General features: G+C 71.5%; 20 protein-coding genes. 11 read left to right on the forward strand and 9 right to left on the reverse strand.

Translation table 11 applies throughout. The features are described from left to right. The first annotated feature begins 24 nt into the window (after positions 1–24). Both ACT2CW_RS01725 and ACT2CW_RS01730 read left to right on the forward strand, forming a co-directional pair. Positions 25–1,116 (forward strand): DUF5937 family protein, encoded by a 1,092-nt coding sequence (locus ACT2CW_RS01725; protein ID WP_164436188.1) that lies wholly within the window; start codon positions 25–27, stop codon positions 1,114–1,116. Positions 1,117–1,195: 79 nt separating this feature from the next. Then, positions 1,196–1,522, forward strand: a complete 327-nt coding sequence (locus ACT2CW_RS01730; protein WP_138915014.1) for an ArsR/SmtB family transcription factor — start codon at positions 1,196–1,198, stop codon at positions 1,520–1,522. Between the two features lie 50 nt (positions 1,523–1,572). On the opposite strand, the gene ACT2CW_RS01735 is transcribed toward ACT2CW_RS01730, so the two are convergent. Next, positions 1,573–2,262 (reverse strand): response regulator transcription factor, encoded by a 690-nt coding sequence (locus tag ACT2CW_RS01735; RefSeq protein WP_432048115.1) that lies wholly within the window; start codon positions 2,260–2,262, stop codon positions 1,573–1,575. Between the two features lie 87 nt (positions 2,263–2,349). Beyond that, positions 2,350–3,546 carry a sensor histidine kinase gene (locus ACT2CW_RS01740; RefSeq protein ID WP_445515256.1) on the reverse strand — a complete coding sequence of 399 codons (1,197 nt, stop codon included), beginning with the start codon at positions 3,544–3,546 and terminating at the stop codon, positions 2,350–2,352. 109 nt (positions 3,547–3,655) lie between these two features. Between ACT2CW_RS01740 and ACT2CW_RS01745 the strand changes: the two genes are divergently transcribed. Both ACT2CW_RS01745 and ACT2CW_RS01750 read left to right on the forward strand, forming a co-directional pair. Further along, the gene (locus ACT2CW_RS01745; RefSeq protein WP_445515257.1) at positions 3,656–4,783 is read left to right on the forward strand and encodes an SAM-dependent methyltransferase; all 1,128 of its coding nucleotides are present in this window, start codon (positions 3,656–3,658) and stop codon (positions 4,781–4,783) included. Positions 4,784–5,503: 720 nt separating this feature from the next. Then, entirely contained in the window at positions 5,504–6,646 is a 1,143-nt protein-coding gene (locus ACT2CW_RS01750) for an NADH-quinone oxidoreductase subunit D (RefSeq protein WP_445515258.1), read from the forward strand. 63 nt (positions 6,647–6,709) lie between these two features. On the opposite strand, the gene ACT2CW_RS01755 is transcribed toward ACT2CW_RS01750, so the two are convergent. The 4 genes from ACT2CW_RS01755 to ACT2CW_RS01770 all read right to left on the reverse strand — a co-directional run bounded on the left by ACT2CW_RS01755 (position 6,710) and on the right by ACT2CW_RS01770 (position 10,529). Continuing rightward, positions 6,710–7,828, reverse strand: a complete 1,119-nt coding sequence (locus ACT2CW_RS01755) for a hypothetical protein (RefSeq protein WP_445515259.1) — start codon at positions 7,826–7,828, stop codon at positions 6,710–6,712. Positions 7,829–7,970: 142 nt separating this feature from the next. Continuing rightward, entirely contained in the window at positions 7,971–8,930 is a 960-nt protein-coding gene (locus ACT2CW_RS01760) for an ABC transporter substrate-binding protein (RefSeq protein ID WP_445515260.1), read from the reverse strand. A 178-nt stretch (positions 8,931–9,108) separates the two neighbouring features. Beyond that, positions 9,109–9,846 carry an ABC transporter permease gene (locus ACT2CW_RS01765; protein WP_086883229.1) on the reverse strand — a complete coding sequence of 246 codons (738 nt, stop codon included), beginning with the start codon at positions 9,844–9,846 and terminating at the stop codon, positions 9,109–9,111. Next, positions 9,846–10,529, reverse strand: coding sequence for an ABC transporter permease (locus ACT2CW_RS01770; protein ID WP_138915007.1), 684 nt, complete (start codon positions 10,527–10,529; stop codon positions 9,846–9,848). Before ACT2CW_RS01770 ends, ACT2CW_RS01765 begins: the two co-directional genes overlap by 1 nt. Positions 10,530–10,669: 140 nt before the next feature. On the opposite strand from ACT2CW_RS01770, the gene ACT2CW_RS01775 reads away from it, so the two are divergent. Beyond that, positions 10,670–11,827 carry a betaine/proline/choline family ABC transporter ATP-binding protein gene (locus tag ACT2CW_RS01775; RefSeq protein ID WP_164436200.1) on the forward strand — a complete coding sequence of 386 codons (1,158 nt, stop codon included), beginning with the start codon at positions 10,670–10,672 and terminating at the stop codon, positions 11,825–11,827. A 33-nt stretch (positions 11,828–11,860) separates the two neighbouring features. On the opposite strand, the gene ACT2CW_RS01780 is transcribed toward ACT2CW_RS01775, so the two are convergent. Continuing rightward, positions 11,861–12,991: an alpha/beta hydrolase gene (locus tag ACT2CW_RS01780; RefSeq protein WP_182472230.1), complete on the reverse strand. Its 1,131-nt coding sequence runs from the start codon at positions 12,989–12,991 to the stop codon at positions 11,861–11,863. A 168-nt stretch (positions 12,992–13,159) separates the two neighbouring features. On the opposite strand from ACT2CW_RS01780, the gene ACT2CW_RS01785 reads away from it, so the two are divergent. The 6 genes from ACT2CW_RS01785 (at position 13,160) to ACT2CW_RS01810 (ending at position 18,152) form a co-directional block, all read left to right on the forward strand. Beyond that, a complete protein-coding gene (locus tag ACT2CW_RS01785; RefSeq protein ID WP_164436204.1) occupies positions 13,160–14,992 on the forward strand; it encodes a phosphatidylglycerol lysyltransferase domain-containing protein in 1,833 nt (610 codons plus the stop codon). Positions 14,993–15,078: 86 nt separating this feature from the next. Beyond that, positions 15,079–15,957, forward strand: a complete 879-nt coding sequence (gene folP, locus ACT2CW_RS01790) for a dihydropteroate synthase (protein ID WP_167442593.1) — start codon at positions 15,079–15,081, stop codon at positions 15,955–15,957. Beyond that, a complete protein-coding gene (locus ACT2CW_RS01795; RefSeq protein ID WP_037964699.1) occupies positions 15,954–16,439 on the forward strand; it encodes a nuclear transport factor 2 family protein in 486 nt (161 codons plus the stop codon). The genes folP and ACT2CW_RS01795 overlap by 4 nt, the downstream gene beginning before the upstream one ends. A 203-nt stretch (positions 16,440–16,642) precedes the next feature. Then, a complete protein-coding gene (gene folB / locus ACT2CW_RS01800) occupies positions 16,643–17,002 on the forward strand; it encodes a dihydroneopterin aldolase (protein WP_020870351.1) in 360 nt (119 codons plus the stop codon). After that, positions 16,999–17,592, forward strand: coding sequence for a 2-amino-4-hydroxy-6-hydroxymethyldihydropteridine diphosphokinase (gene folK, locus ACT2CW_RS01805; RefSeq protein WP_445515261.1), 594 nt, complete (start codon positions 16,999–17,001; stop codon positions 17,590–17,592). Before folB ends, folK begins: the two co-directional genes overlap by 4 nt. A gap of 62 nt (positions 17,593–17,654) precedes the next feature. Further along, positions 17,655–18,152, forward strand: a complete 498-nt coding sequence (locus tag ACT2CW_RS01810; protein ID WP_182472228.1) for a DUF3180 domain-containing protein — start codon at positions 17,655–17,657, stop codon at positions 18,150–18,152. Between the two features lie 55 nt (positions 18,153–18,207). Here ACT2CW_RS01810 and folE read toward each other — a convergent pair whose 3' ends face one another. Together folE and ftsH are read right to left on the reverse strand one after the other, a co-directional pair. Then, entirely contained in the window at positions 18,208–18,813 is a 606-nt protein-coding gene (gene folE, locus ACT2CW_RS01815) for a GTP cyclohydrolase I FolE (protein WP_020870348.1), read from the reverse strand. A 126-nt stretch (positions 18,814–18,939) separates the two neighbouring features. Beyond that, positions 18,940–20,982, reverse strand: coding sequence for an ATP-dependent zinc metalloprotease FtsH (gene ftsH, locus ACT2CW_RS01820; RefSeq protein WP_445515262.1), 2,043 nt, complete (start codon positions 20,980–20,982; stop codon positions 18,940–18,942). Between the last annotated feature and the right edge of the window lie 162 nt (positions 20,983–21,144).

Genomic DNA, 21,144 nt, shown 5'->3' on the forward strand with positions numbered 1-21,144 from the left:
CCCGGGCTCGCGCACCATGGCTCCATGGCCAATGTCATCGACATCGCCGGGCTGCCGCCCGAGCGCATCGTCTTCAGCCCGTCCCCGCTCGCCGAGCTGGGCGCCGCGCTCCATGTGCTGTCCGAGCCCGGCCACCACCCCGGGCTGCACGGCTGGGCCACCGCCACCGCCTCGGCGCTCAAACCGGACCTCGCGGACCGGCTCTGCGAGGCGGACTTCCTGTGGCGCACCGCCCGCTCCGATCTGCTGCTCCCGGCCGTCCCCGGGGCGACGCTCGCCGAGGAACTGGACGCGCTGGACCGGATCGACGACGAGACGTTCGTGGCGGCCGCCTTCGAGATCAGCTGCTCCGCCGCGTACGACCGGCCGACGCCGTCGCCGCTGGTCGACCGGGACGAGCGGGACCGAGTCCGGGACATGGCCCGGGCCCGCGGACCACGGCAACTGGCCTTCGTGGACCGCATGCTGGTGGACCCGGACGGGCTGCGGGTGTGGCTGCGGCGGCTGCTGGAGGACTGCGACCAGGCGTTCTTCGCGGACACCTGGCGGCGGGTGCGGGTCCAGCTGGCCGCCGATGCCCGCCACAAGGGCGAGCTGTTGCAGCGCAAGGGGCTCGCCGAGGCGCTGGCGGCGGCCTCGGCCGCGCTGTCGCTGGAGCAGGGTCCGGACGGGCGGTCTCGTGTCCTGGTCGACAAGCTGGCGGCGGGGCGGACGACGGCGACCGGGTGCGGACTGACCCTCATACCGACGACCTTCGGCTGGCCGCATCTGCTGCTGGTGCACGCGCCGGGCTGGCAGCCGGTGATCCAGTACCCGGTCGCCGGGCCGGAACTCTCCCCGCCCGCCGCCCTGGAACTGGTTCAGCGCCGCCTGGAGGCGCTCGCGCACCCGATGCGGATGCGCATCTGCCGCACGCTGGCCCGGGGGCCGCACACCACGGGTGAGCTGGCCGAGGCGTACGCCATCACGCCCCCGGAGGTCTCCCGCCATATCGCCGTGCTGAAGAAGGCCGGTCTCCTCACCACCCGCCGCCGCGGCCGCTATGTGCTGCACCAGCTCGACCTGCCGTCGGTGGCCAGGCTGGGCAGCGACTTCCTGGAGAGCGTTCTGCGGTAGGGCGCCGGCCCCGCCTAAAATGTTCACCGCACGGTGAACGCGGTCGGAACGGCGAGCGGCGAACGGCGGAGGAGCGGCGATGAGCAACCGAAGCCACCGGTCGGCGCCGCTCCACACCCACCCCGACGACGTCCCCGTGCAGACCGCGCTCGCGGCCCTCGCCGACCCCGTACGGCTCCAGCTGGTCCGCGAACTCGCCACGGCGGCCGACTGGGAGCACACCTGCGGCACCTTCGACGTTCCCGTGGGCAAGGCGGCCCTCAGCCACCACTTCTCGGTGCTGCGCGCGGCCGGGCTGATCGAGCAGCGCGACCTGGGCCCCAAGCGGGTGAACCGGCTGCGCCGCCCCGAGTTCGACGAGCGCTTCCCCGGACTGCTCGACCTGGTCCTCCGGGAGCGGCCGTAAGACGGCCGTGCCAGCCGTAAGACGGCGATGCCGACCGTAAGGACACCGCCTCAGCGGGTCGGTCCGGTCGGCCCCCCGGCCCGGACCAGTCCGGTCTCGTAGGCCATCACCACCACCTGCACCCGGTCCCGCAGCTCCAACTTGGTGAGGATGCGGCCGACATGGGTCTTCACGGTCGCCTCGGACAGCACCAGCCGCGCCGCGATCTCGCCGTTCGACAGCCCCTGCGCGACCAGCAGCACCACCTCGCGCTCCCGGTCGGTGAGCCGGTCCAGTTCCGGACGGGCCCGGCCGCCACCGGCTCCGCTGCCCGGGAGCATCGGCGCGAACCGGTCCAGCAGCCGGCGCGTGGTACTGGGCGCGACCACCGCGTCACCGCTGTGCACCGCGCGGATCGCCCCGAGCAGCTCGCCCGGCGGCACATCCTTGAGCATGAAGCCGCCCGCCCCGGCCTTGAGCGCGGAGAAGGCGTACTCGTCCAGGTCGAACGTGGTCAGGATGATGACCTTCGGCGCCCCGTCCCGCTCACATATCCGCCGGGTGGTCTCCACCCCGTCCAGCTTGGGCATCCGGACGTCCATGAGGACGACGTCCACCTCGGTGGAGCGCAGCACCTGGAGCGCCTCCACCCCGTCGCCCGCCTCGGCGACGACCTCCATATCGGGCTGGGCCGCGAGCACCATCCGGAAGCCGGTGCGCAGCAGCACTTGGTCATCGACGAGCATGACGCGGATCGACATCCCGGACGGTCCCTTCCTCTGGCCTGACAGCGGCCTACAGCACGTATCACATGGCTCAACAGGCAGACGACTCAACGGACAGCTGGCTCAACGGACCGGCTTCAGCGGCAGCAGCGCGCTGATCCGGAAGCCGCCGCCCGGTCGCGGGCCCGCGTCGAGCGTGCCGCCCACCATGCCGACGCGCTCCCGCATCCCGATCAGACCATGACCGCTGCCGTCGGCGCCGCCGTCCTCGTACATCTCGCGCTGCGCGCCCCGCCCGTCGTCCTCGACCAGCAGCCCGAGCCCGTCGTCGAAGTAGGTGAGGCGGACGCTCGCGCCCACGTCAGGGCCGCCGTGCTTACGGGTGTTGGTGAGCGCTTCCTGCACGATCCGGTACGCGGTCAGCTCGACCCCGCTGGGGAGCTGGCGCGGGCTGCCCACGACCTTGAAGTCCACCGGGAGCCCGGCGCCGCGCACCTGCTCCACGAGCTCGTCGATCTGCTCGACGTCCGGCTGCGGTACGTAGTCGTTCTCCTCGCCCGGCTCCCCGGTGCGCAACACGCCCAGCAGCCGCCGCATCTCGGCGAGCGCCTGGCGGCCGGTGCCGGAGATCGTCTCCAGCGCCTGCCGGGTCTGTTCGGGCGAGGAGTCCAGGACGTACGCGGCGCCGTCCGCCTGCACCACCATCACCGACACGTTGTGCGCCACGACGTCGTGCAGCTCCCGTGCGATCCGGGCGCGCTCGGCGGCCACCGCGACCTTCGACTGCGCCTCGCGCTCCTTCTCCAGCCGGGCGGCCCGCTCCTCGAGCTGCGCGTAGTAGGCGCGGCGGGTGCGGATCGAGTCGCCGAGCACCCAGGCCAGGACGAAGGGGATGGAGACGAAGACCGCCGAGACCACGTCCTCCCACCAGCCCTGCTGGGAGTGCGGCCAGCGGAGGGTGGCGAGGGGGGCCGCGCCGATCGCCACGCCGAGCGCGAAGCGGGAGGCCCGGCGCGAGGAGGTGACCGCCACCGTGTAGACGATCACCAGCATGGCGAAGTCGGCCACATTGGGCTTGACGTTCGCGGCCATCTGGGCGAGACCGCACAGGATGGCCAGCACCAGCATCTTCTCGGGGGCGCGGCGGCGCAGCGCGACCGTCGCCCCCAGCGCCAGCACGATCGGCACGCCCGCCACGCGGGAGCCCCGGCCCAGCGACGCCTCCACGAGCCACAGGAACCCGGAAGCGACAAGGAGGACGGCCCAGAAGGTGTCCACCCCTGTCGGATGCCTGCGGAGAAATTCGTAGAGGCGCTGCACGTCACCCAGCGTAGGTATCGCCGGACCCCTCCCGGGTCAGCCCGAGGGGCGATCCGAAACCCCCGGCCCTACTCCCCAAGGTGGAGACCACTCCGCATAGCGTGGCGGTGTGGCGAGTGCGAAGCATGAGTGGAGCGGATGGCGTACGGCGGCCGAACGCGCGCTGTACGGAGCGGGCGGCTTCTTCCGCCGCCCGGAGGGCCCGGGCGGGCATTTCCGCACATCGGTGCATGCCTCACCGCTGTTCGCGCGGGCGGTCGCGGAGCTGCTGTGCCGGGTGGACGAGGCGCTGGGGCACCCGGCCGAGGTGGCGCTGGTGGACCTGGGCGCCGGCCGCGGTGAGCTGCTCACCCGGGTGCTCGCCCTGGCCCCCGGTCTGCCGCACGGGCTGGGCGGGCGGCTGCGTCCGTACGCGGTGGAACGGGCGGCGCGGCCGGCGGGCCTGGACGGGCGGATCGGCTGGCTCGACGCCCCGCCGGAGGGGTGCGCGGGGCTGCTGTTCGCCAATGAGTGGCTCGACAACGTGCCCGTGGACGTGGCCGAGACCGACGCGGCCGGCGTGCCCCGCCGGGTCGAGGTGGATCTCGCCTCTCTGGACGGCACCGAGCGGCTGGGCGACCCGGTGGACGGCGCGGACGCGGCGTGGCTGGCCCGCTGGTGGCCCCTGGCGGGAGCCGAACCGGGGCTGCGCGCGGAGATCGGCCATCCCCGCGATGCGGCCTGGGCGCGGGCCGTCGGCTCCCTGCGGGCGGGCCTCGCGGTCGCCGTCGACTACGCCCACGAACGCGCCACCCGGCCGCCCTTCGGCACGCTGACCGGCTTCCGCGAGGGGCGCGAGGTCCGGCCCGTGCCGGATGGGTCCTGCGATCTGACGGCGCATGTCGCGATGGACGCGTGCGCTGCCGTGATGGACGGGTCCGGCGCGGCGATGGACACGTCCGCCACCACGACGGACGCGCCCACCACCACGACGGACGCATCCGCCGACGCGATGGACGGGTCCGCCGGCGCGGGCGGGTCCGGTGCCGGGCTGCTGACGCAGCGCGAGGCGCTGCGCGCCCTGGGCCTCGACGCCCGCCGGCCCCCGCTCGCCTTGGCCTCCACCGACCCCACCGCCTACGTACGTGCTCTGAGCGCGGCGGGCGAGGCCGCGGAGCTGACCGACCCCGCGGGGCTGGGCGCCTTCACCTGGCTCCTGCATCCGGTGAACCTGCCCCACGACGTGCTTCGGCCGTAGGGGGTGCCCGGCGGAGCTTGGCGCCTGCGGCGGGCTGTTCCCCTACCCGCCCCTTCCCGAACCTGGGGCTCCGCCCCAGACCCCGGCCCTGCCACGCAGCACATCGGTATGCAGCTCCGCCGGGGGGCTCCGCCGCAGGGGCTCCTTCGCGGAGGGCTCCGCCCCAGACCCGGGGCCCAGGGGCGAAGCCCCTGCCACGCGACGGAGCCGCAAGCCGCTACCGCCCGGGATGGGGCGGCCCGGGGAAAACACCGCTACGCGGCACCGCCACGTAGGAGGGCTCCGCCCTGGGGGCACCGCCGCCCGGGGGCGCCGCCCCTGAGGGCACCGCCCCTGAGGGCACCGCCGCCAGACCCCGGGGCCCAGGGGCGAGGCCCCTGCCACACGGCGGAGCCGCAAATCGCTACCGCCCGGGAAGCGGGGGGCCGGGGAAAACACCGATGCGCGGCTCCGCCCAGACCCCGGGCCCTGCCACGCAGCGCATCGATATGCGGCTCCGACGCCTGCGGGCACCACCGCCAGACCTCAAGGTCAGGGGCAAAGCCACTGCCACGCCGCCGAGCCGCAAGTCGCTACCGCCCGGGAAGCGGCGGGCGCGGAAAGCACTGATACGCGGCTCCGCCACCGCGGGGGGGCTCCGGGGTCCAGGGGCGGAGCCCCTGGTATCGGGAAGGGGCGGGTAGGGGAAAGGCCCACCGGGCAGCTGAGAGACTGGTACGCATGACGGAGACGACAGTCGGCATCGGCGGCGCCGCCGAGAGCACGGACATGGTGCTCAACATCGGCCCACAGCACCCCTCCACCCACGGAGTGCTACGACTGCGGCTGGTCCTCGACGGGGAGCGGATCCAGAGCGCCGAGCCCGTCATCGGCTATATGCACCGAGGCGCGGAGAAGCTCTTCGAGGCGCGCGACTACCGCCAGATCATCATGCTCGCCAACCGTCACGACTGGCTCTCCGCCTTCTCCAACGAACTCGGCGTCGTGCTCGCCGTCGAGCGGATGCTGGGCATGGAGGTCCCCGAGCGCGCGGTGTGGACCCGTACCCTCCTCGCCGAGCTCAACCGGGTCCTGAACCACCTGATGTTCCTCGGCTCCTACCCCCTGGAGCTGGGCGGCATCACACCCATCTTCCACGCGTTCCGGGAGCGCGAAGACCTCCAGCACGTCATGGAGGAGATCTCCGGCGGCCGGATGCACTACATGTTCAACCGGGTCGGCGGCCTCAAGGACGACCTCCCGGCGGGCTGGCTGGGCCGGGCCCGGCAGGCCGTGGCCGAGGTGCGCTCGCGGATGGGCGTGTACGACGACCTGGTGCTCGGCAACGAGATCTTCCGGGGCCGCACCCGCGGCGTCGGCATCCTGGCCCGCGAGACGGTGCACGCGTACGGGGTCAGCGGCCCCATCGCCCGGGCCTCGGGCGTCGACTTCGATCTGCGGCGCGACGAGCCGTATCTGGCCTACGCCGAGCTCCAGGACGTCCTCGAGGTCGCCATTCGCGAGGAGGGCGACTGCCTCGCCCGGTTCGAATGCCTGCTGGAGCAGACCCACACCTCGCTGGCCCTGGCCGACGCCTGCCTGGACCGGCTGGACGAGCTCCCGCCGGGGCCGATCAACCAGCGGCTGCCGAAGGTGCTCAAGGCGCCCGAGGGCCACACCTACGCCTGGACCGAGAACCCGCTCGGCCTCAACGGCTACTACCTCGTCTCCAAGGGCGAGAAGACGCCGTACCGGCTGAAGCTCCGCTCGGCGTCGTACAACAACATCCAGGCGCTCACCGAGCTGCTGCCGGGCACTCTCGTCGCCGACATGGTGGCGATCCTCGGGTCGCTCTTCTTCGTCGTCGGCGATATCGACAAGTAGGCGACATCGGCAAGTGATCGCCACGTAGCCGAGCGATGCGCGGGCGGGCCGCGCGGCGATCCCTCACGAGATCGCGCTGCGCAGCTCCCCGAGGTCGATCTGCTCCGTCTCGTCGTGCGCGGTCAGGTCGATGACCTCGCCCACCGCGCCCTTCCTGGTCTCCGCGAGCGTCTCGTCGCCGATCACATCCGCGAGATCCTCCTCGGCGGCCGGTTCGGGCTCCCGCTTCTGCTTCTTCGCTTGCTTCTTCTGGGTGCCGAAGTAGTCGAAGCCGCTCTCCGAACGGGAGGCGGCCCGGCGGGCCGCGGCATACGGCACCACCGCCGAGGCGGCCGTACGGGCGTGGGCGCGCGGCTCCTGCGGGCCGTCGTCGTCCTGCCCGCCGGCCGCCGGGGGCTTCCCCAGCGTGGCGGCACCGTCCTTGCCCCGGCTCTCGCGCGGGCCCTTACGGTCGTCACCTTCCGCGTTCCGCTCCGGGTCCTGCTCCGGAGCCTCGGCCTTGGCGGCCGCGGCGGCGGCCTGTTCCCGCCGCTCCTTCTGCCGCCGGGCGCTCTCCCTGAGCCGGCTGAGCGCCTCGTCGGCCTTGGCGTACGCGGCGGCCGACGGCAGCCCGGTGGGGATCTCGTCCGGCTCGTCGTCGGAGTCGACGGAACCGGCCGACCCGGCCGACCCGACGGAACCGGCCGACCCGACGGACCCGGCCGCCTCCAGCGCCTTCGCCGGGGACGCGGCCTCCAGCGCGAGCCGGCGGCGGCCCTCCAGGGCGCTGGCCCGCTCGGTCTCGGCCGTGGCGTAGCGGCGCAGCAGCTCGGCGTGCTCGTTGCGGAGCCGGGCGAGTTCGGCGCGCTTGGCGCGCAGCCGGGTGTTGAGCGCGCCGCGGAGCTCGCTCGCCTTCTCGGCGTCCGCCTCGAGCTCCGCGATCCGCTCCTCGTACTTCATCTCCTGGCGCGCGGTCTCGCTCGCGGCCTCCGCGACCCGGCGACCGGCCGAGCGGTCCCAACGGCGCATCAGATAGGCGCCGACGACCGCGGCGCCGGCCGCGGTCGCGGCCAGCCCACGGATCACGACCGTGTCGCCGACCAGCCAGGCACCGGCGGCGCAGGTTATTGACGCGACTGCGACCGAAGCGGAGGGGAGGAGCCTGTGCAGGGGTGGGGATTGGCGGTGGCGTCCACGTGGCATGGCCCGAAACTTACCGTGTTAAGGGGTCGCTTGGGTGCCCGCCGGGCCAGATCTGTTGTCAATCCGTTGGCAAATACGGCGGCTGTGCGGCCGAGATCCCGTGCCGACCCCTTGCCAAGCCCTCCCGAGCGGGGATTTGATCCTACTTCACCAGCCCCTTGTCCCGCAGGTAGTCGTCGGCGACATCCCCCGGCTTGAGCCGCTCGGCGTCAACTTTCTTGTTGAGTTCCCTCAGATCGGCGGTCGTCAGCACCTTGGTGAGCTTGTTCAGCGAGTCCGCGATCTTCTGTGCACCGGCGGACTTCGCATTCACCACGGGAAGTACGTTGTCGGCATTCTGGAGATTTTTGTCGTCGCCGAGCAGCACCAGCCCGAACTGATCCAGCGTGCTGTCCGTGGTCGTGGTCAGGACCATCTGGTCCTTGCCGTCCTTGACGGCCTGCTTGGCCTGGACGCTGCCGATGTCCAGCGGGTCGATCCCGGCGATGTCGATGCCGTACTTCTTCTCCAGACCCGGCTGGCAGAAGGGCCGCTTGGGGCATTCGTCGCCCGCCGCCAGGGTGACCTTCTGCTTGGACTTCCCGAGGTCGGAGAGCGTCTTGAGACCGTGCTTCTTGGCGAAGGCGGCGGTGACCGCGAAGGCGTTCTGGTCCACGGCCTTCCCCGGCTCCAGCACCTTCAGCCCGCGCGGTTCGGCGAGCTTCTTCAGCGCCGCGACCGTCTTGGTCACGTCCGCGGAGGCCACCGGGGCGGCATTCGACCCGTTCTTCTTCTGGTTGAGGAATTCGGCCAGCGTCGCCGCGTACTCCGGCACGACATCCATCTGGCCCTTCTCCAGGGCCGGTTCATACAGCTCACGGGCGTCCACCGTCTTGATCGAGGTGGAATAGCCGGCGTCCTTCAGAACCCCCGCGTACAGCTCCGCGAGGATCTTCGACTCGGAGAAGGAGGCGGATCCGATCACCAGCGAGCCCTTGCCCGGTTTACCTGAGCTGTCGCCGCCGCTCGACTTCTCCAGGCTGTCCCCGCCGCAGGCGGTCAGCCCGGCCGCCAGCGCCGCGACCCCCGCCACGGCGGCCGCGGCGCGATTGATCTTTCCCATGGTTCCCCATCCGTTGTTGTGGCCGCGGTTGTGTGGCCGCGTTGTCGGCGCATTCCGCGTCATCCGCGCTTTCCGCGTCGTCCGCGATCTATGCGTCATCCGCGCTCTCCGCGCTGTACGCCCTGGGTGTCCGCACGCGCCTTCGCGCCCGGTCGCGGGAGGGCTCGGCCCGCGGGTTCTACGTCGTGAGCGCCGGTGAGGCCGGCGCCTGGTCGGCGGGCGGGCGCCGGGCCGCGGTCGACCGCCGCCCCGTCCTGCGCCGCATCGGGTCGAGCACCAGGCCCAGCAGGACGAAGACGCCCTCGACCACCAGCGCCAGGGCCGCGACCAGCACCGCGCCGGCCACCACCTGCGGGGTGTCGGTGAGCCGGAAGCCCGCCGTGATGATCCGGCCGAGACCGCCGCCGCCGGGCAGCGCGGCCAGCGTCGCGGTGGCCACGACCTGCACCGCGGCCGTCCGTACGCCCGTCATGATCAGCGGAAACGCCAGCGGCAGCTCGACCCGCCGGATCAGCTGGCCGCCGGTCATCCCCATGCCGCGGGCCGCCTCCACGACCTCCCGGTCCGCCTCGTGCACCCCGACATAGGCGTTGGTGAGCAGCGGCGGGATGGCGAACAGCACCAGCGCGATGATCGTGGGCCACTGGCCGTGCGTCCCCAGCGGGCTGAGCAGCAACAGCACCAGTACGGCGAAGGTGGGCACGGCGCGCCCCGCGTTGGAGATGTTCACCGCGAGCGCGCCGCCCTTGCCGATGTGGCCGAGGGCCACGGCGATCGGCAGCGCCACCGCGCAGGAGATCGCCAGGCAGACGAAGGTCAGGAACAGATGCTGGCCCAGCCGGTGCCACACCCCGTCGGGGCCCGCCCAGTGCGACCCGGTGGCCAGCCAGGTCCACGCCTTGGCGACGACGTCCATCAGGTAGTGCCCTTCCGACTCTTGCGTGCCCACGGCGTCAGCAGCCGCTGGAGGCCGAGCAGCAGCAGATCCGCCACCACCGCCAGCGCCACGCACAGCACCGAGGCGGTGAGCACCTCGGCCTTGAAGAAGCTGCGCATGCCCTCGTAGATGAGGTTGCCGAGGCCGCCGTATCCGATGATCGCGCCCACCGTGGTGAGCGAGACCGTGGAGACGGTGGTGATCCGCAGCCCGGCCATCAGCGCGGGCAGCGCGAGCGGCAGTTCCACGCCGAAGAGCAGCCGCAGCGGGCCGTATCCCATGCCCCGGGCCGCCTCCCGCGCCTCCTCGGGCACCGAGGCGAGACCGGCCATGATGTTGCGCACCAGGATCGTGAGCGAATAGAGCACCAGCCCGGTGATCACCACCGCGGCCGACACTCCGAACACGGGCAGCAGCAGCGAGAACATCGCCAGCGACGGCACCGTGTAGAGGATCGTGGTCAGCCCCAGCACCGGCCCCGCCACCGACCGCCAGCGGCGAGCCAGCAGCGCCAGCGGAAAGGCGACCAGAAGGCCGATCGCCACCGAGGCGAGCGTGATCCCTACGTGCTCGAGCGTCGCGTCCGTCAGCTCTTGACCGCGTGTGCGTACATACTCACCGCATATCCACTCGTTACTGATCAGACAGTTTCCGTCGGCCATACGCTCACCTCCCCCGTCGGGTCGCGGGCCGGTTGCTCATCCCAATTCCAGGTGACCCTAACCCCGGGAGATGACAATCTCGTCCGATCGCCACACAACAGCAACAATGTCTGCCACGAATGCGGCAACAATGGGGAGCCATGATCCGTTTCGAGCATGTCACCAAGCGCTACGCCGATGGCACGACGGCCGTGGACGACCTCTCCTTCGAGGTGTCGGAGGGCGAGCTGGTCACCCTCGTCGGCCCCTCGGGCTGTGGCAAGACGACGACGATGAAGATGGTGAACCGGCTCATCGAGCCGACATCGGGGCGGATCCTGGTGGACGGCGAGGACATCGCCGAGGCGGATCCGGTCGCCCTGCGCCGCCGTATCGGCTATGTCATCCAGCAGGTCGGGCTCTTCCCGCACAAGACCGTGCTGGAGAACACCTCGACCGTGCCGCAGCTGCTGGGCTGGCAGCGGAAGAAGGGGCGGGAGCGCGCCGCCGAGCTGCTGGACCTGGTCGGCCTCGACCCGTCCGTCTACGGCGACCGCTACCCCGATCAGCTCTCCGGCGGTCAGCGGCAGCGCGTCGGCGTGGCCCGCGCGCTGGCCGCGGATCCGCCGGTGCTGCTGATGGACGAGCCGTTCGGCGCGGTCGACCCGGTCGTCCGCGAGCATCTCCAGACCGAATTCCTGCGACTTCAGTCACAGGTGCGCAAGACCGTGCTCTTCGTCACCCATGACATAGAGGAGGCGGTCCGGCTCGGCGACCGCATCGCCGTCTACGGCTCGGGGCGGATCGAGCAGTTCGACACCCCGGCCACGGTGCTGGGCGCGCCGGCCACTCCGTATGTGGCCGACTTCGTCGGCGCGGACCGGGGGCTGAAGCGGCTGTCGGTCACCCCCATCGAGCCCGGCGACCTCACCCAGCCGCCCGTGGTCCACCTGGACGACCCGCTCCCCAAGGCGGCCGCCAAGCTGGCCGCGGAGGGGGCGCGCTGGGCCGTCGTCCTGGACGACGCGGAGCGGCTGCACGGCTGGATCCCGGCGGAGGCGGCCGACGGCGCGCGGGGGTCCGTACGGGACCACGCGCGCCGGATGGAGGCGTGGCTGCCGGTGGGGGCGCCGCTCAAGCAGGCGTTCAGCACGATGCTCCAGCACGACGCGGGCTGGATCGCGGTGCTGGACGAGGACCGCTTCCTCGGCGTCCTCACCCCGGCCCGGCTCCACGAGGCCCTGCGCCGCTCGATCGACGCCGACGCGGGCGGCATCGCCCGCGGCGAGGTCCAACTCCAGACCGTCGCCGACGTATAGGTCAACCGGGGCTCCCCGCCGCCTTGGAGTTGGTCAGCGGTCGGCAAGCCGACCGCCGAGCCACTCCAAGGCGGCGGGAACCTCCCGCTTCCACGTGTTGAAGTTGTGGCCGCCGGTGCTCAGGATGATCGACGAGATCCGGGTCGGCTCCCCGCGCCGGTTGAGCCGCTTCACCTTGTTCACGAAGCGCACGGTGTCCTGGTAGTTCTGCTCCCCGTGCTCGCTGCTGGACACCAGCAGCGAGACCGGCGGCGCCGGCTTGTGGTCCAGCCGCCACATCAGGTCGTTCTCCCGCTCCAGCCGCTCGCTGCCGCCGAAGAGATCGCCCGTGGTCGCGTCGATCGGGGCCTGGTACGAGGGGGAGAGCCCGGCCGCCGCCGAGAACGCGTCGGGGTGGCGCATCGCCATCTTCAGGGCGCAGTAGCCGCCGGTGGAATTTCCGATGACGCCCCAGTTACGGGCCCGCTTGCCCACGCGGTAGTGGTCGGCCACCGCCTTGGGCAGGTCCTTGGTGAAGAACGTCTCGGTCCGCGGCCCGCCCGGCACGTCCACGCACTCGGTGTCGCGCGGCGGCGCGACCGTCGGCCGCATCATCACCAGGACGAGGGGCTGCATCCTCCCCGTTTTGACCAGCTTGTGCGAGCGCTGTGGATACTTCAGGCCATTGATGAGCGCCTCGGTGGTGCCCGGATACCCGGTCAGCACCAGCGCGGCGGGGAAGGTCCGCCGGGCGTACTCGGGCCTGAAGTACTCCGGCGGCAGATAGATGTACGCCGGGCTCGCGATCCCGGAGACCGGCCCCTGGATCTTCACCTTCTCGATGCGCCCGGCGATCCTGGGCGCGGAGCCGCCGTCCATGGCCAGATGGCGGGTCTCGGTGACCCGCACCCGGGTGCCCGGGGTGTCGTGGTCCACTACGACACCAGGCTCGTCCTGCGTACCCAGGAGGTCGGACCAGGATCCGTAGAATCCGAAGGACTGATTGGCGAACAGTCCGAACGCCATGAACACGGACAGCTGCGTGCCCAGTAGCATGCCGAACCGGCCGAGCACGGGAGCCACACCGCGCCCGGCCAGCCGGGGCCACAGCCATATCGTGGCCGCGAACAGCAGCAACGCCGCGACGGCTGCCGCGATCACGATGTTGTTGCTCGTGAGACCCATCACTATCTTTCTGCCGGGCGACCGGCCCCCCGTGCCGCCTGGGGAACCTCCCGGCCGTGGCCGGGGAGTGAACCCCACTCCTTCAAATGCCGTCTTACTGGGCGCAAATCGTGCGGATGCCGCGCAACAGAACCGAAGATCCTCTTGACCGAAGCGACGGGAATACAGATGTCTGACAGTCAAGATGCCGAAACTTCCGGGAAGGTTCCCACCCGGATACGGCGCCTGCCACGCGGCCCCAGGCCGGAGGCGGTGCCCACCGGCGTCGGCACCGCGTGCACGCTGATCGGGCTGATGGACATCGTCTTCCCCCGGCTGCGGCACAGCAGGGTGCACGCGCTGGCCGAGCTGCTGCCGGGCGCCGTGAGCTCCCTGGCGGCCGCCGCCTCGATCGTGGTCGGTCTGCTGCTGCTGATGCTGGCCCACGGCCTCAAACGGCGTAAGCGGCGGGCCTGGGTCGCGGCCGTGGGGCTGCTGCCGGTCGGCGCCGCCGCCCAGTTGCTCTACCGGCACTCGGTCATCGGCATGGTCCTCTCGCTCGTGCTGATGGGGGTGCTGATCCGCTACCGCGCCGAGTTCGCGGCGCTGCCTGACCCCCGCAGCCGCTGGATGGCGCTGGCCAACTTCGTGGGTCTGGGCGCGGTCAGCGTCACCGTGGGGCTGCTCATCGTCCGGTCCCATCCGGACGCCATCGAAGGAAGCCCGTCGCTCGGCGAGCAGCTGGAGCACGTCCTGTGGGGCCTGTTCGGCTTCGAGGGGCCGGTCGACTACCGCCACGGCGCGGACTACACCGTCGGCTACTCCCTCGGCGCCCTGGGCCTGCTGACCGTGGCCACCACCGCCTATCTCGCCTTCCGCCCCGAGCACCCCGCCGCCCGCCTCACCGCCGAGGACGAGGAGCGGCTGCGGGGCCTGCTCACCGCCCACGGGCGCCGCGACTCGCTCGGCCACTTCGCGCTCCGCCGCGACAAGGCCGTGGTCTTCTCCCCCACCGGCAAGGCCGCGGTCTGCTACCGGGTGGTCTCCGGGGTGATGCTGGCCAGCGGCGACCCGGTCGGCGACGTGGAGGCGTGGCCCGGCGCGATCGCCCGCTTCATGGAGGAGGCGCGGGCCCACTCCTGGACCCCGGCGGTGATGGGGTGCAGCGAGACCGGCGGCGAGGTGTGGACCCGCGAGACCGGCCTGGACGCGCTGGAACTCGGCGACGAGGCCATCGTCGATGTGGCGGACTTCACCCTCTCCGGGCGCGCCATGCGCAATGTGCGCCAGATGGTCAAGCGGATCGAGCGGGCCGGGTATCAGACCCGGGTGCGGCGCGCCGCCGAGCTGGGCCCCGAGGAGCTGGAGGCCATCCGGCGCGCCGCCGCCGACTGGCGGGGCACCGACACCGAGCGCGGCTTCTCGATGGCGCTGGGCCGGATCGGTGACCCGGCGGACGGGGACGCGGTCATCGCCACCGCCCACAAGGCCGCCGGCGAGGGCGCGCAGGAGGGCCCGTACGGGGATCTCAAGGCCGTACTGCACTTCGTGCCGTGGGGCCGGGACGGGATGTCGCTGGAGCTGATGCGGCGCGACCGCGGCGCCGACCCGGGCATGAACGAGCTGCTGATCGTGGCCGCGCTGCGGGCCGCCCCCGAGCTGGGCGTGGAGCGGGTGTCGCTGAACTTCGCGATGTTCCGCTCGGCGCTGGCGCGCGGCGAGAAACTGGGCGCGGGCCCGGTGCTGCGCGGCTGGCGGGCGCTGCTGGTGTTCCTCTCCCGCTGGTTCCAGATCGAGTCGCTGTACAAGTTCAACGCGAAGTTCCAGCCGCGCTGGGAGCCGCGCTTCGTGGTCTTCCGCAATACCCGCGACCTGCCCCGGATCGGCCTGGCCGCGATGCAGGCCGAGGGGTTCGTCTCGCTCGCCCTGCCCCGGCTGCTGCGCCGCGGCCGCCGCCCCGAGCCCCGGCCCTGCGCCCATCGGCACCTGACCGAGGGCCGGGAGCTCCAGCAGGCGGCCTGATCCAGAACCCACCCCCGGGCCCTGTCGGCGGATCTTCGCGGGCCCGCGTAGATCCGCCGGACAGGGCCTACGCCTAGGCTGGGCACATGAGCACGTTGCATGGGCGGGGACGGGTGGCCGGACTGCCGGAGTGGGACCGGTGCGCGGTGATGGGCGTGGTGAACGTCACACCGGACTCCTTCTCCGACGGCGGGAAGTGGTTCGACACCGATCTGGCCGTCAAGCACGGTCTCGATCTGGTCGCCGCCGGGGCCGACCTGGTGGACGTCGGCGGCGAGTCGACCCGGCCCGGCGCGGCGCGCGTCGACGAGGCAGAGGAGCTGCGCCGGGTGATCCCGGTGGTCCGGGAGCTGGCCGCGGCCGGGGCCGTGATCAGCGTGGACACCATGCGGGCCGCGGTGGCCGAACGGGCCGTGGAGGCCGGGGCCCGGCTGGTCAACGACGTCAGCGGCGGCGGCGCCGACCCCGCGATGGTGCCCATGGTGGCCGCGGCGGGGGTGCCGTTCGTGGTGATGCACTGGCGCGGCCAGTCGATCGACATGAACAACCGGGCGGTGTACGCGGACGTGGTCGGCGAGGTCGTCACCGAGCTGCGCACCGGCCTGGAGCGGGCGGTCGCGGGCGGTGTCGACCCGGAGCGGATCGTGGTCGACCCGGGCCTGGGCTTCGCCAAGGACGCCGGGCACGACCTGGCGCTGGTGGCCCATCTGTCCGCGTTGCGGGAGCTGGGCCGGCCGCTGCTGGTGGCGGCCTCCCGCAAGCGGTTCCTGGGGCGCGTCCTGGCCGGTGACGGGGGCAGCCCGCCGCCCGCCCGGGAGCGGGACGCCGCCACGGCGGCGGTCACCGCGCTCGCTGCGCGCGAGGGCGCCTGGGCCGTCCGGGTGCACGAGGTACGGGCCAGCGCGGACGCGGTGCGCGTGGCGCGGGCCATCGAAGCGGCCGAGACCACGGCGGGAGCGCTGTGACTTCCCTTACGGACAACGAGCGTGTGGCGCTGGTGAACACCGCGCTGTACGACGCCATGGAGCAGGGCGACCACGCCACGCTACAGCGGCTCTGGCTGGACTCCCCCGACACCGAGGTGTCCTGTGTCCACCCGGGCTGGCCGGTGCTGCGCGGCCGGGGCGAGGTGCTCCGCTCCTACGCGCTGATCATGGCCAACACGGACTACATCCAGTTCTTCCTGACGGATGTCGAGGTGTCGGTGATGGCCGACACCGCCATGGTGACCTGCACCGAGAACATCCTCAGCGGCGCCCCCGCGGAGGAGGAGGGCCAGCTCGGCCCGCTGGTGGGCCAGCTGGTCGTGGCCACGAACGTGTTCCGCCGGACGGAGGACGGCTGGAAGGTCTGGGCGCACCACGGCTCCCCGGTGCTCGCGGAGAGTGACGACGAGGAGCCGGGCGGCCCCGAAGGCCCCGCCGACGACGGACTGCTGCCGGGCTGAGCCCACCCCGTTCGAGCTGCGCGAGGTGGGGGTAGGAGGCTGTGGCGCGGAGTGTCGGCAGCCGGCGCCGCCCACCCCATGGGCGAGTGCCGCCGGAGCTCGCAGGTAGATTCGAGGCAGGTACCCCCGCATACGGCAGGGGACGGGTGGTGCGTTCCGGATGGGACGTGCCCGCGTACCGACGACCAGCAGGAGTGGTTCAGGTGGATCGTGTCGCGCTGCGCGGCCTGAGGGCTCGCGGGCACCACGGTGTGCTGCCCCATGAGCGCGAGGAGGGCCAGGACTTCGTCGTGGATCTCGTGCTCGGCCTGGACACTCGTCCCGCCGCGGCCGACGACGACCTCGGCAGGACCGTCCACTACGGCGTGGTGGCGGAGGAGGTCGTGGACGTGGTTCGGGGTGAGCCGGTCGATCTGATCGAGACGCTGGCCGAACGGATCGCGGACCGGTGCCTCGAGCACGACGTGGTGCGGGAGGTCGAGGTCGTGGTGCACAAGCCGCAGGCCCCGATCACCGTGCCCTTTGACGACGTGACCATCACCATCACCCGGAGCCGAGTATGAGCAGCAGCGACCCGACCGTGCAGCCCGTTCCCACCTCCGTGGTGGAGCAGGTGGACGCCGCCGATGTGACGTTGAGCAACCCCAAACGGGCGGTGCTCTCGCTCGGCAGCAACCTGGGCAACCGCCTGGAGACCCTCCAGGGCGCGATCGACGCGCTGGAGGACACCCCGGGCCTGCGGGTCAAGGCCGTGTCGCCGGTGTACGAGACCGATCCGTGGGGTGTGGAGCCCGGCACCCAGGCCACGTACTTCAACGCGGTGGTGCTGATCAAGACGACGCTGCCGCCGTCCTCGCTGCTGGAGCGCGGCCACGCGATCGAGGAGGCGTTCGAGCGGGTGCGGGACGAGCGCTGGGGCCCGCGCACCATCGACGTGGACATCGTGGCGTACCAGGACGTGGTCTCCGACGACCCGCAGCTGACCCTGCCGCATCCGCACGCCCATGAGCGCGCCTTCGTCCTGGTGCCGTGGAACGACGTGGATCCGCAGGCCGAGGTACCCGGGCGCGGGCCGGTCGCGGGGCTGCTGGCGGCGGTGGGCCAGGAGGGGGTCCGGGTCCGGGGCGATCTGGAACTGCGACTGCCCGAGTAGACGTTGATCCGGATAGGTTCCGGGAGACGCTGGCACGTACTGGATTGAGGGGCGACCGCTCGGTGAAGCAACTTCGGATCGGGGTGCTGGTCGGGCTGTTCGCCGTGGCCGGTGTGGTGTCGTGGGCGGGCGCCCGGCTGTGGGACACCTTCGGGTCGCTGCCGAGCGTCCCGGTGGCCGCGCCGATCGTGCTGGCCCTGATCGCGGTCGTGCTGGCCGCCACCGCGCTGTCGCTGCGGGCCCGGCTGCGCGCCCAGCGGGAGCGGCAGCCCGACGCCAAGGGAGTGGACCCGATGGTGGCCGCCCGTGCGGTGGTCTTCGGGCAGGCCAGCGCGCTGGTGGCGGCGCTGATCTCGGGGATGTACGGCGGGGTGGGCGTCTTCCTGGCCATGGAGCAGCTCGATGTGCCCGCCCGCCGCGATCAGGCGATCTACGCCGGGGGATCGGTCCTGGCGGGCGCGGGGGTGGTCGCGGCCGCGTTCTTCCTGGAGCGGGTGCTCAAGCTCCCGGAGGACGACGACAACGACGGGAACGGCCCGAGCGCGGCGGCCCGCGCCTGAGGGGCCTGAGAGGCTGAGGCACACCGTCGTACGCGGCTGAGCCGCGCGGAGCCGCTCAGCGGGCCATGATGAGGCTCATCGCCTCCGCCCGGGTGGCCGGGTCGCGCAGCTGGCCGCGGACGGCCGAGGTGAGGGTCTTAGCGCCGGGCTTGCGCACCCCGCGCATGGTCATGCACATGTGCTCGCACTCGACCACCACGATCACCCCGCGCGGTTCCAGTATCCGCATCAGGGAGTCGGCGATCTGGGTGGTCAGCCGCTCCTGCACCTGGGGGCGACGGGCGTAGACATCGACCAGCCGGGCCAGCTTGGACAGCCCGGTGATCTTGCCGTCATGGGACGGGATATAGCCCACATGGGCCACGCCCACGAACGGCACCAGGTGGTGCTCGCAGGAGGACATCACCTCGATGTCCTTGACCAGCACCATCTCATCGTGGCCCAGGTCGAAGGTGGTGGTCAGGACGTCCTCGGGCTCCTGGCGCAGCCCCGCGAAGATCTCCTTGTACGCACGGGCCACCCGGCCCGGCGTCTCACGCAGCCCCTCCCGGTCGGGGTCCTCGCCAACGGCGATCAGCAGCTCGCGGATCGCGTTCTCGGCGCGCTTCTCGTCGAACACGCCAATGGGGCTCTCGCCGTCCAGCGTCACCGGATCGGTCATGGACTGCCTCGTTCCTCACATACACGCACACGAACGCGAAAATGCCGCGTCCACCAGGCTAGAACCTGATGGACGCGGCAATCATTCCGGGGCCCACCGGGGACGGAAGCCGCCCCGGTGGGGGGATCAGCTCTCCGGGCCGGAGTCCGACTCCTCGGGCCGCTCGGCGCCGTCCTCCGGCGCCGTGGCCTTGGTGAGCGAGGCCGCCGAGGTGGGCTGCGCACCGTTCGCCGGGGCGAGTTCCCGGGGGGAGAGCACCGGCGGGCGGGTGGAGGGCGTACGCCGCGAGGAGCCGGTCCACGCCGGGCGGGCCGGACGCTTGACGATCGGGGCGAAGATCTCGGCGATCTCCTCCTTGTTCAGCGTCTCCTTCTCCAGCAGCGCCAGCACCAGGTTGTCCAGGACGTCCCGGTTCTCGACGAGGATCTCCCACGCCTCGTTGTGCGCGGCCTCGATGAGCTTCTTGACCTCCTCGTCCACCAGCGCGGCGACCTCTTCGGAGTAGTCCCGCTGGTGAGCCATCTCACGGCCGAGGAACGGCTCGGAGTTGTCGGAGCCGAACTTGATCGCGCCGAGCCGCTCGGTCATGCCGTACTGCGTGACCATCGCGCGGGCCGTGGTGGTGGCCTTCTCGATGTCGTTGGACGCGCCCGTGGTCGGGTCGTGGAAGACGAGCTCCTCCGCGGCCCGGCCGCCCATCATGTAGGCGAGCTGGTCCAGCATCTCGTTGCGCGTGGTCGAGTACTTGTCCTCGTCGGGCAGGACCATGGTGTAGCCCAGGGCCCGGCCTCTGGAGAGGATGGTGACCTTGTGCACCGGATCGCTGTTCGGAGACGCCGCCGCGACCAGGGCGTGACCGCCCTCGTGATACGCGGTGATCTTCTTCTCCTTGTCGCTCATGATCCGGGTCCGCTTCTGCGGACCGGCCACGACTCGGTCGATCGCCTCGTCCAGGAAGTGGTTGTCGATCAGCTTCTTGTCGCTGCGGGCCGTCAGCAGGGCGGCCTCGTTCAGCACGTTCGACAGATCGGCACCGGTGAAGCCGGGGGTGCGACGGGCGACGGCCGACAGGTCGACGTCCGGGGCGACCGGCTTGCCCTTCTGGTGGACCTTGAGGATCTCCAGCCGGCCCTGCATGTCCGGGCGGTCGACGGCGATCTGCCGGTCGAAGCGGCCCGGGCGCAGCAGCGCCGGGTCGAGGATGTCGGGCCGGTTGGTGGCGGCGATCAGGATGACCCCGCCCTTCACATCGAAGCCGTCCATCTCGACGAGCAGCTGGTTCAGCGTCTGCTCGCGCTCGTCATGGCCGCCGCCCATGCCCGCACCACGGTGCCGGCCGACGGCGTCGATCTCGTCGACGAAGACGATGGCCGGGGCGTTGGCCTTGGCCTGCTCGAACAGGTCGCGGACCCGGGAGGCACCCACACCCACGAACATCTCGACGAAGTCGGAGCCGGAGATCGAGTAGAAGGGGACACCCGCCTCGCCCGCGACGGCACGCGCGAGCAGCGTCTTACCCGTACCGGGCGGGCCGTAGAGCAGCACACCCTTGGGGATCTTGGCGCCCACGGCCTGGAACTTCGCCGGCTCCTGGAGGAACTCCTTGATCTCCTGGAGCTCCTCGACCGCCTCGTCGGCCCCCGCCACATCGGTGAAGGTCGTCTTCGGCGTGTCCTTGGTGATGAGCTTGGCCTTCGACTTCCCGAAGTTCATCACCCGGGAGCCGCCGCCCTGCATCTGGTTCATCAGGAACAGGAAGACCACGACGATCAGCACGAACGGGAGCAGCGAGAGCAGGATCCCGACGAAGGGGTTCTGCTTCGACGTCGAGACGTTGTACCCGTCGGGGATCCCGCCCTGCTTCTGGGCGTTGGCCTGAAGAGTCTTGGCAAGATCGACACCCTGGTCACCGATGTAGGTGGCCTGGAGCTTGTCGCTGCCCGAGATCTTGGCGACGTTGTCCTTGAGCTTGATCTTTACCTTGTGCTCGTCGCCGGTCGTCAGTTCGGCGGACTGGACCTGGTTCTGGTTGATCGCCTTGACGACCTGACTGGTGTCCACCGACTTGTAGCCGCCGGACGAGCCGACGACCTGCATCAACACGACCACGGCGAGGACGGCCAGCACGATCCACATGACCGGCCCACGGAAGTAGCGCTTCACGTCCATCCATACGGGGCGAAGCCGCCCCGTCCCTCCTGCCACAGTGAGGCACGGCAGCCCTGGAGGGGCGCCTGTGCGTGCGGTGTATTGCGGTGTATTTGCGGTGTATGAGCTGTGTAATCCTCAGTCTCGAAAAAGACTGACCTTCGGACGGTACCCCAGCATTGT

The sequence above is a fragment of the Streptomyces sp. NEAU-174 genome, assembly GCF_052665095.1.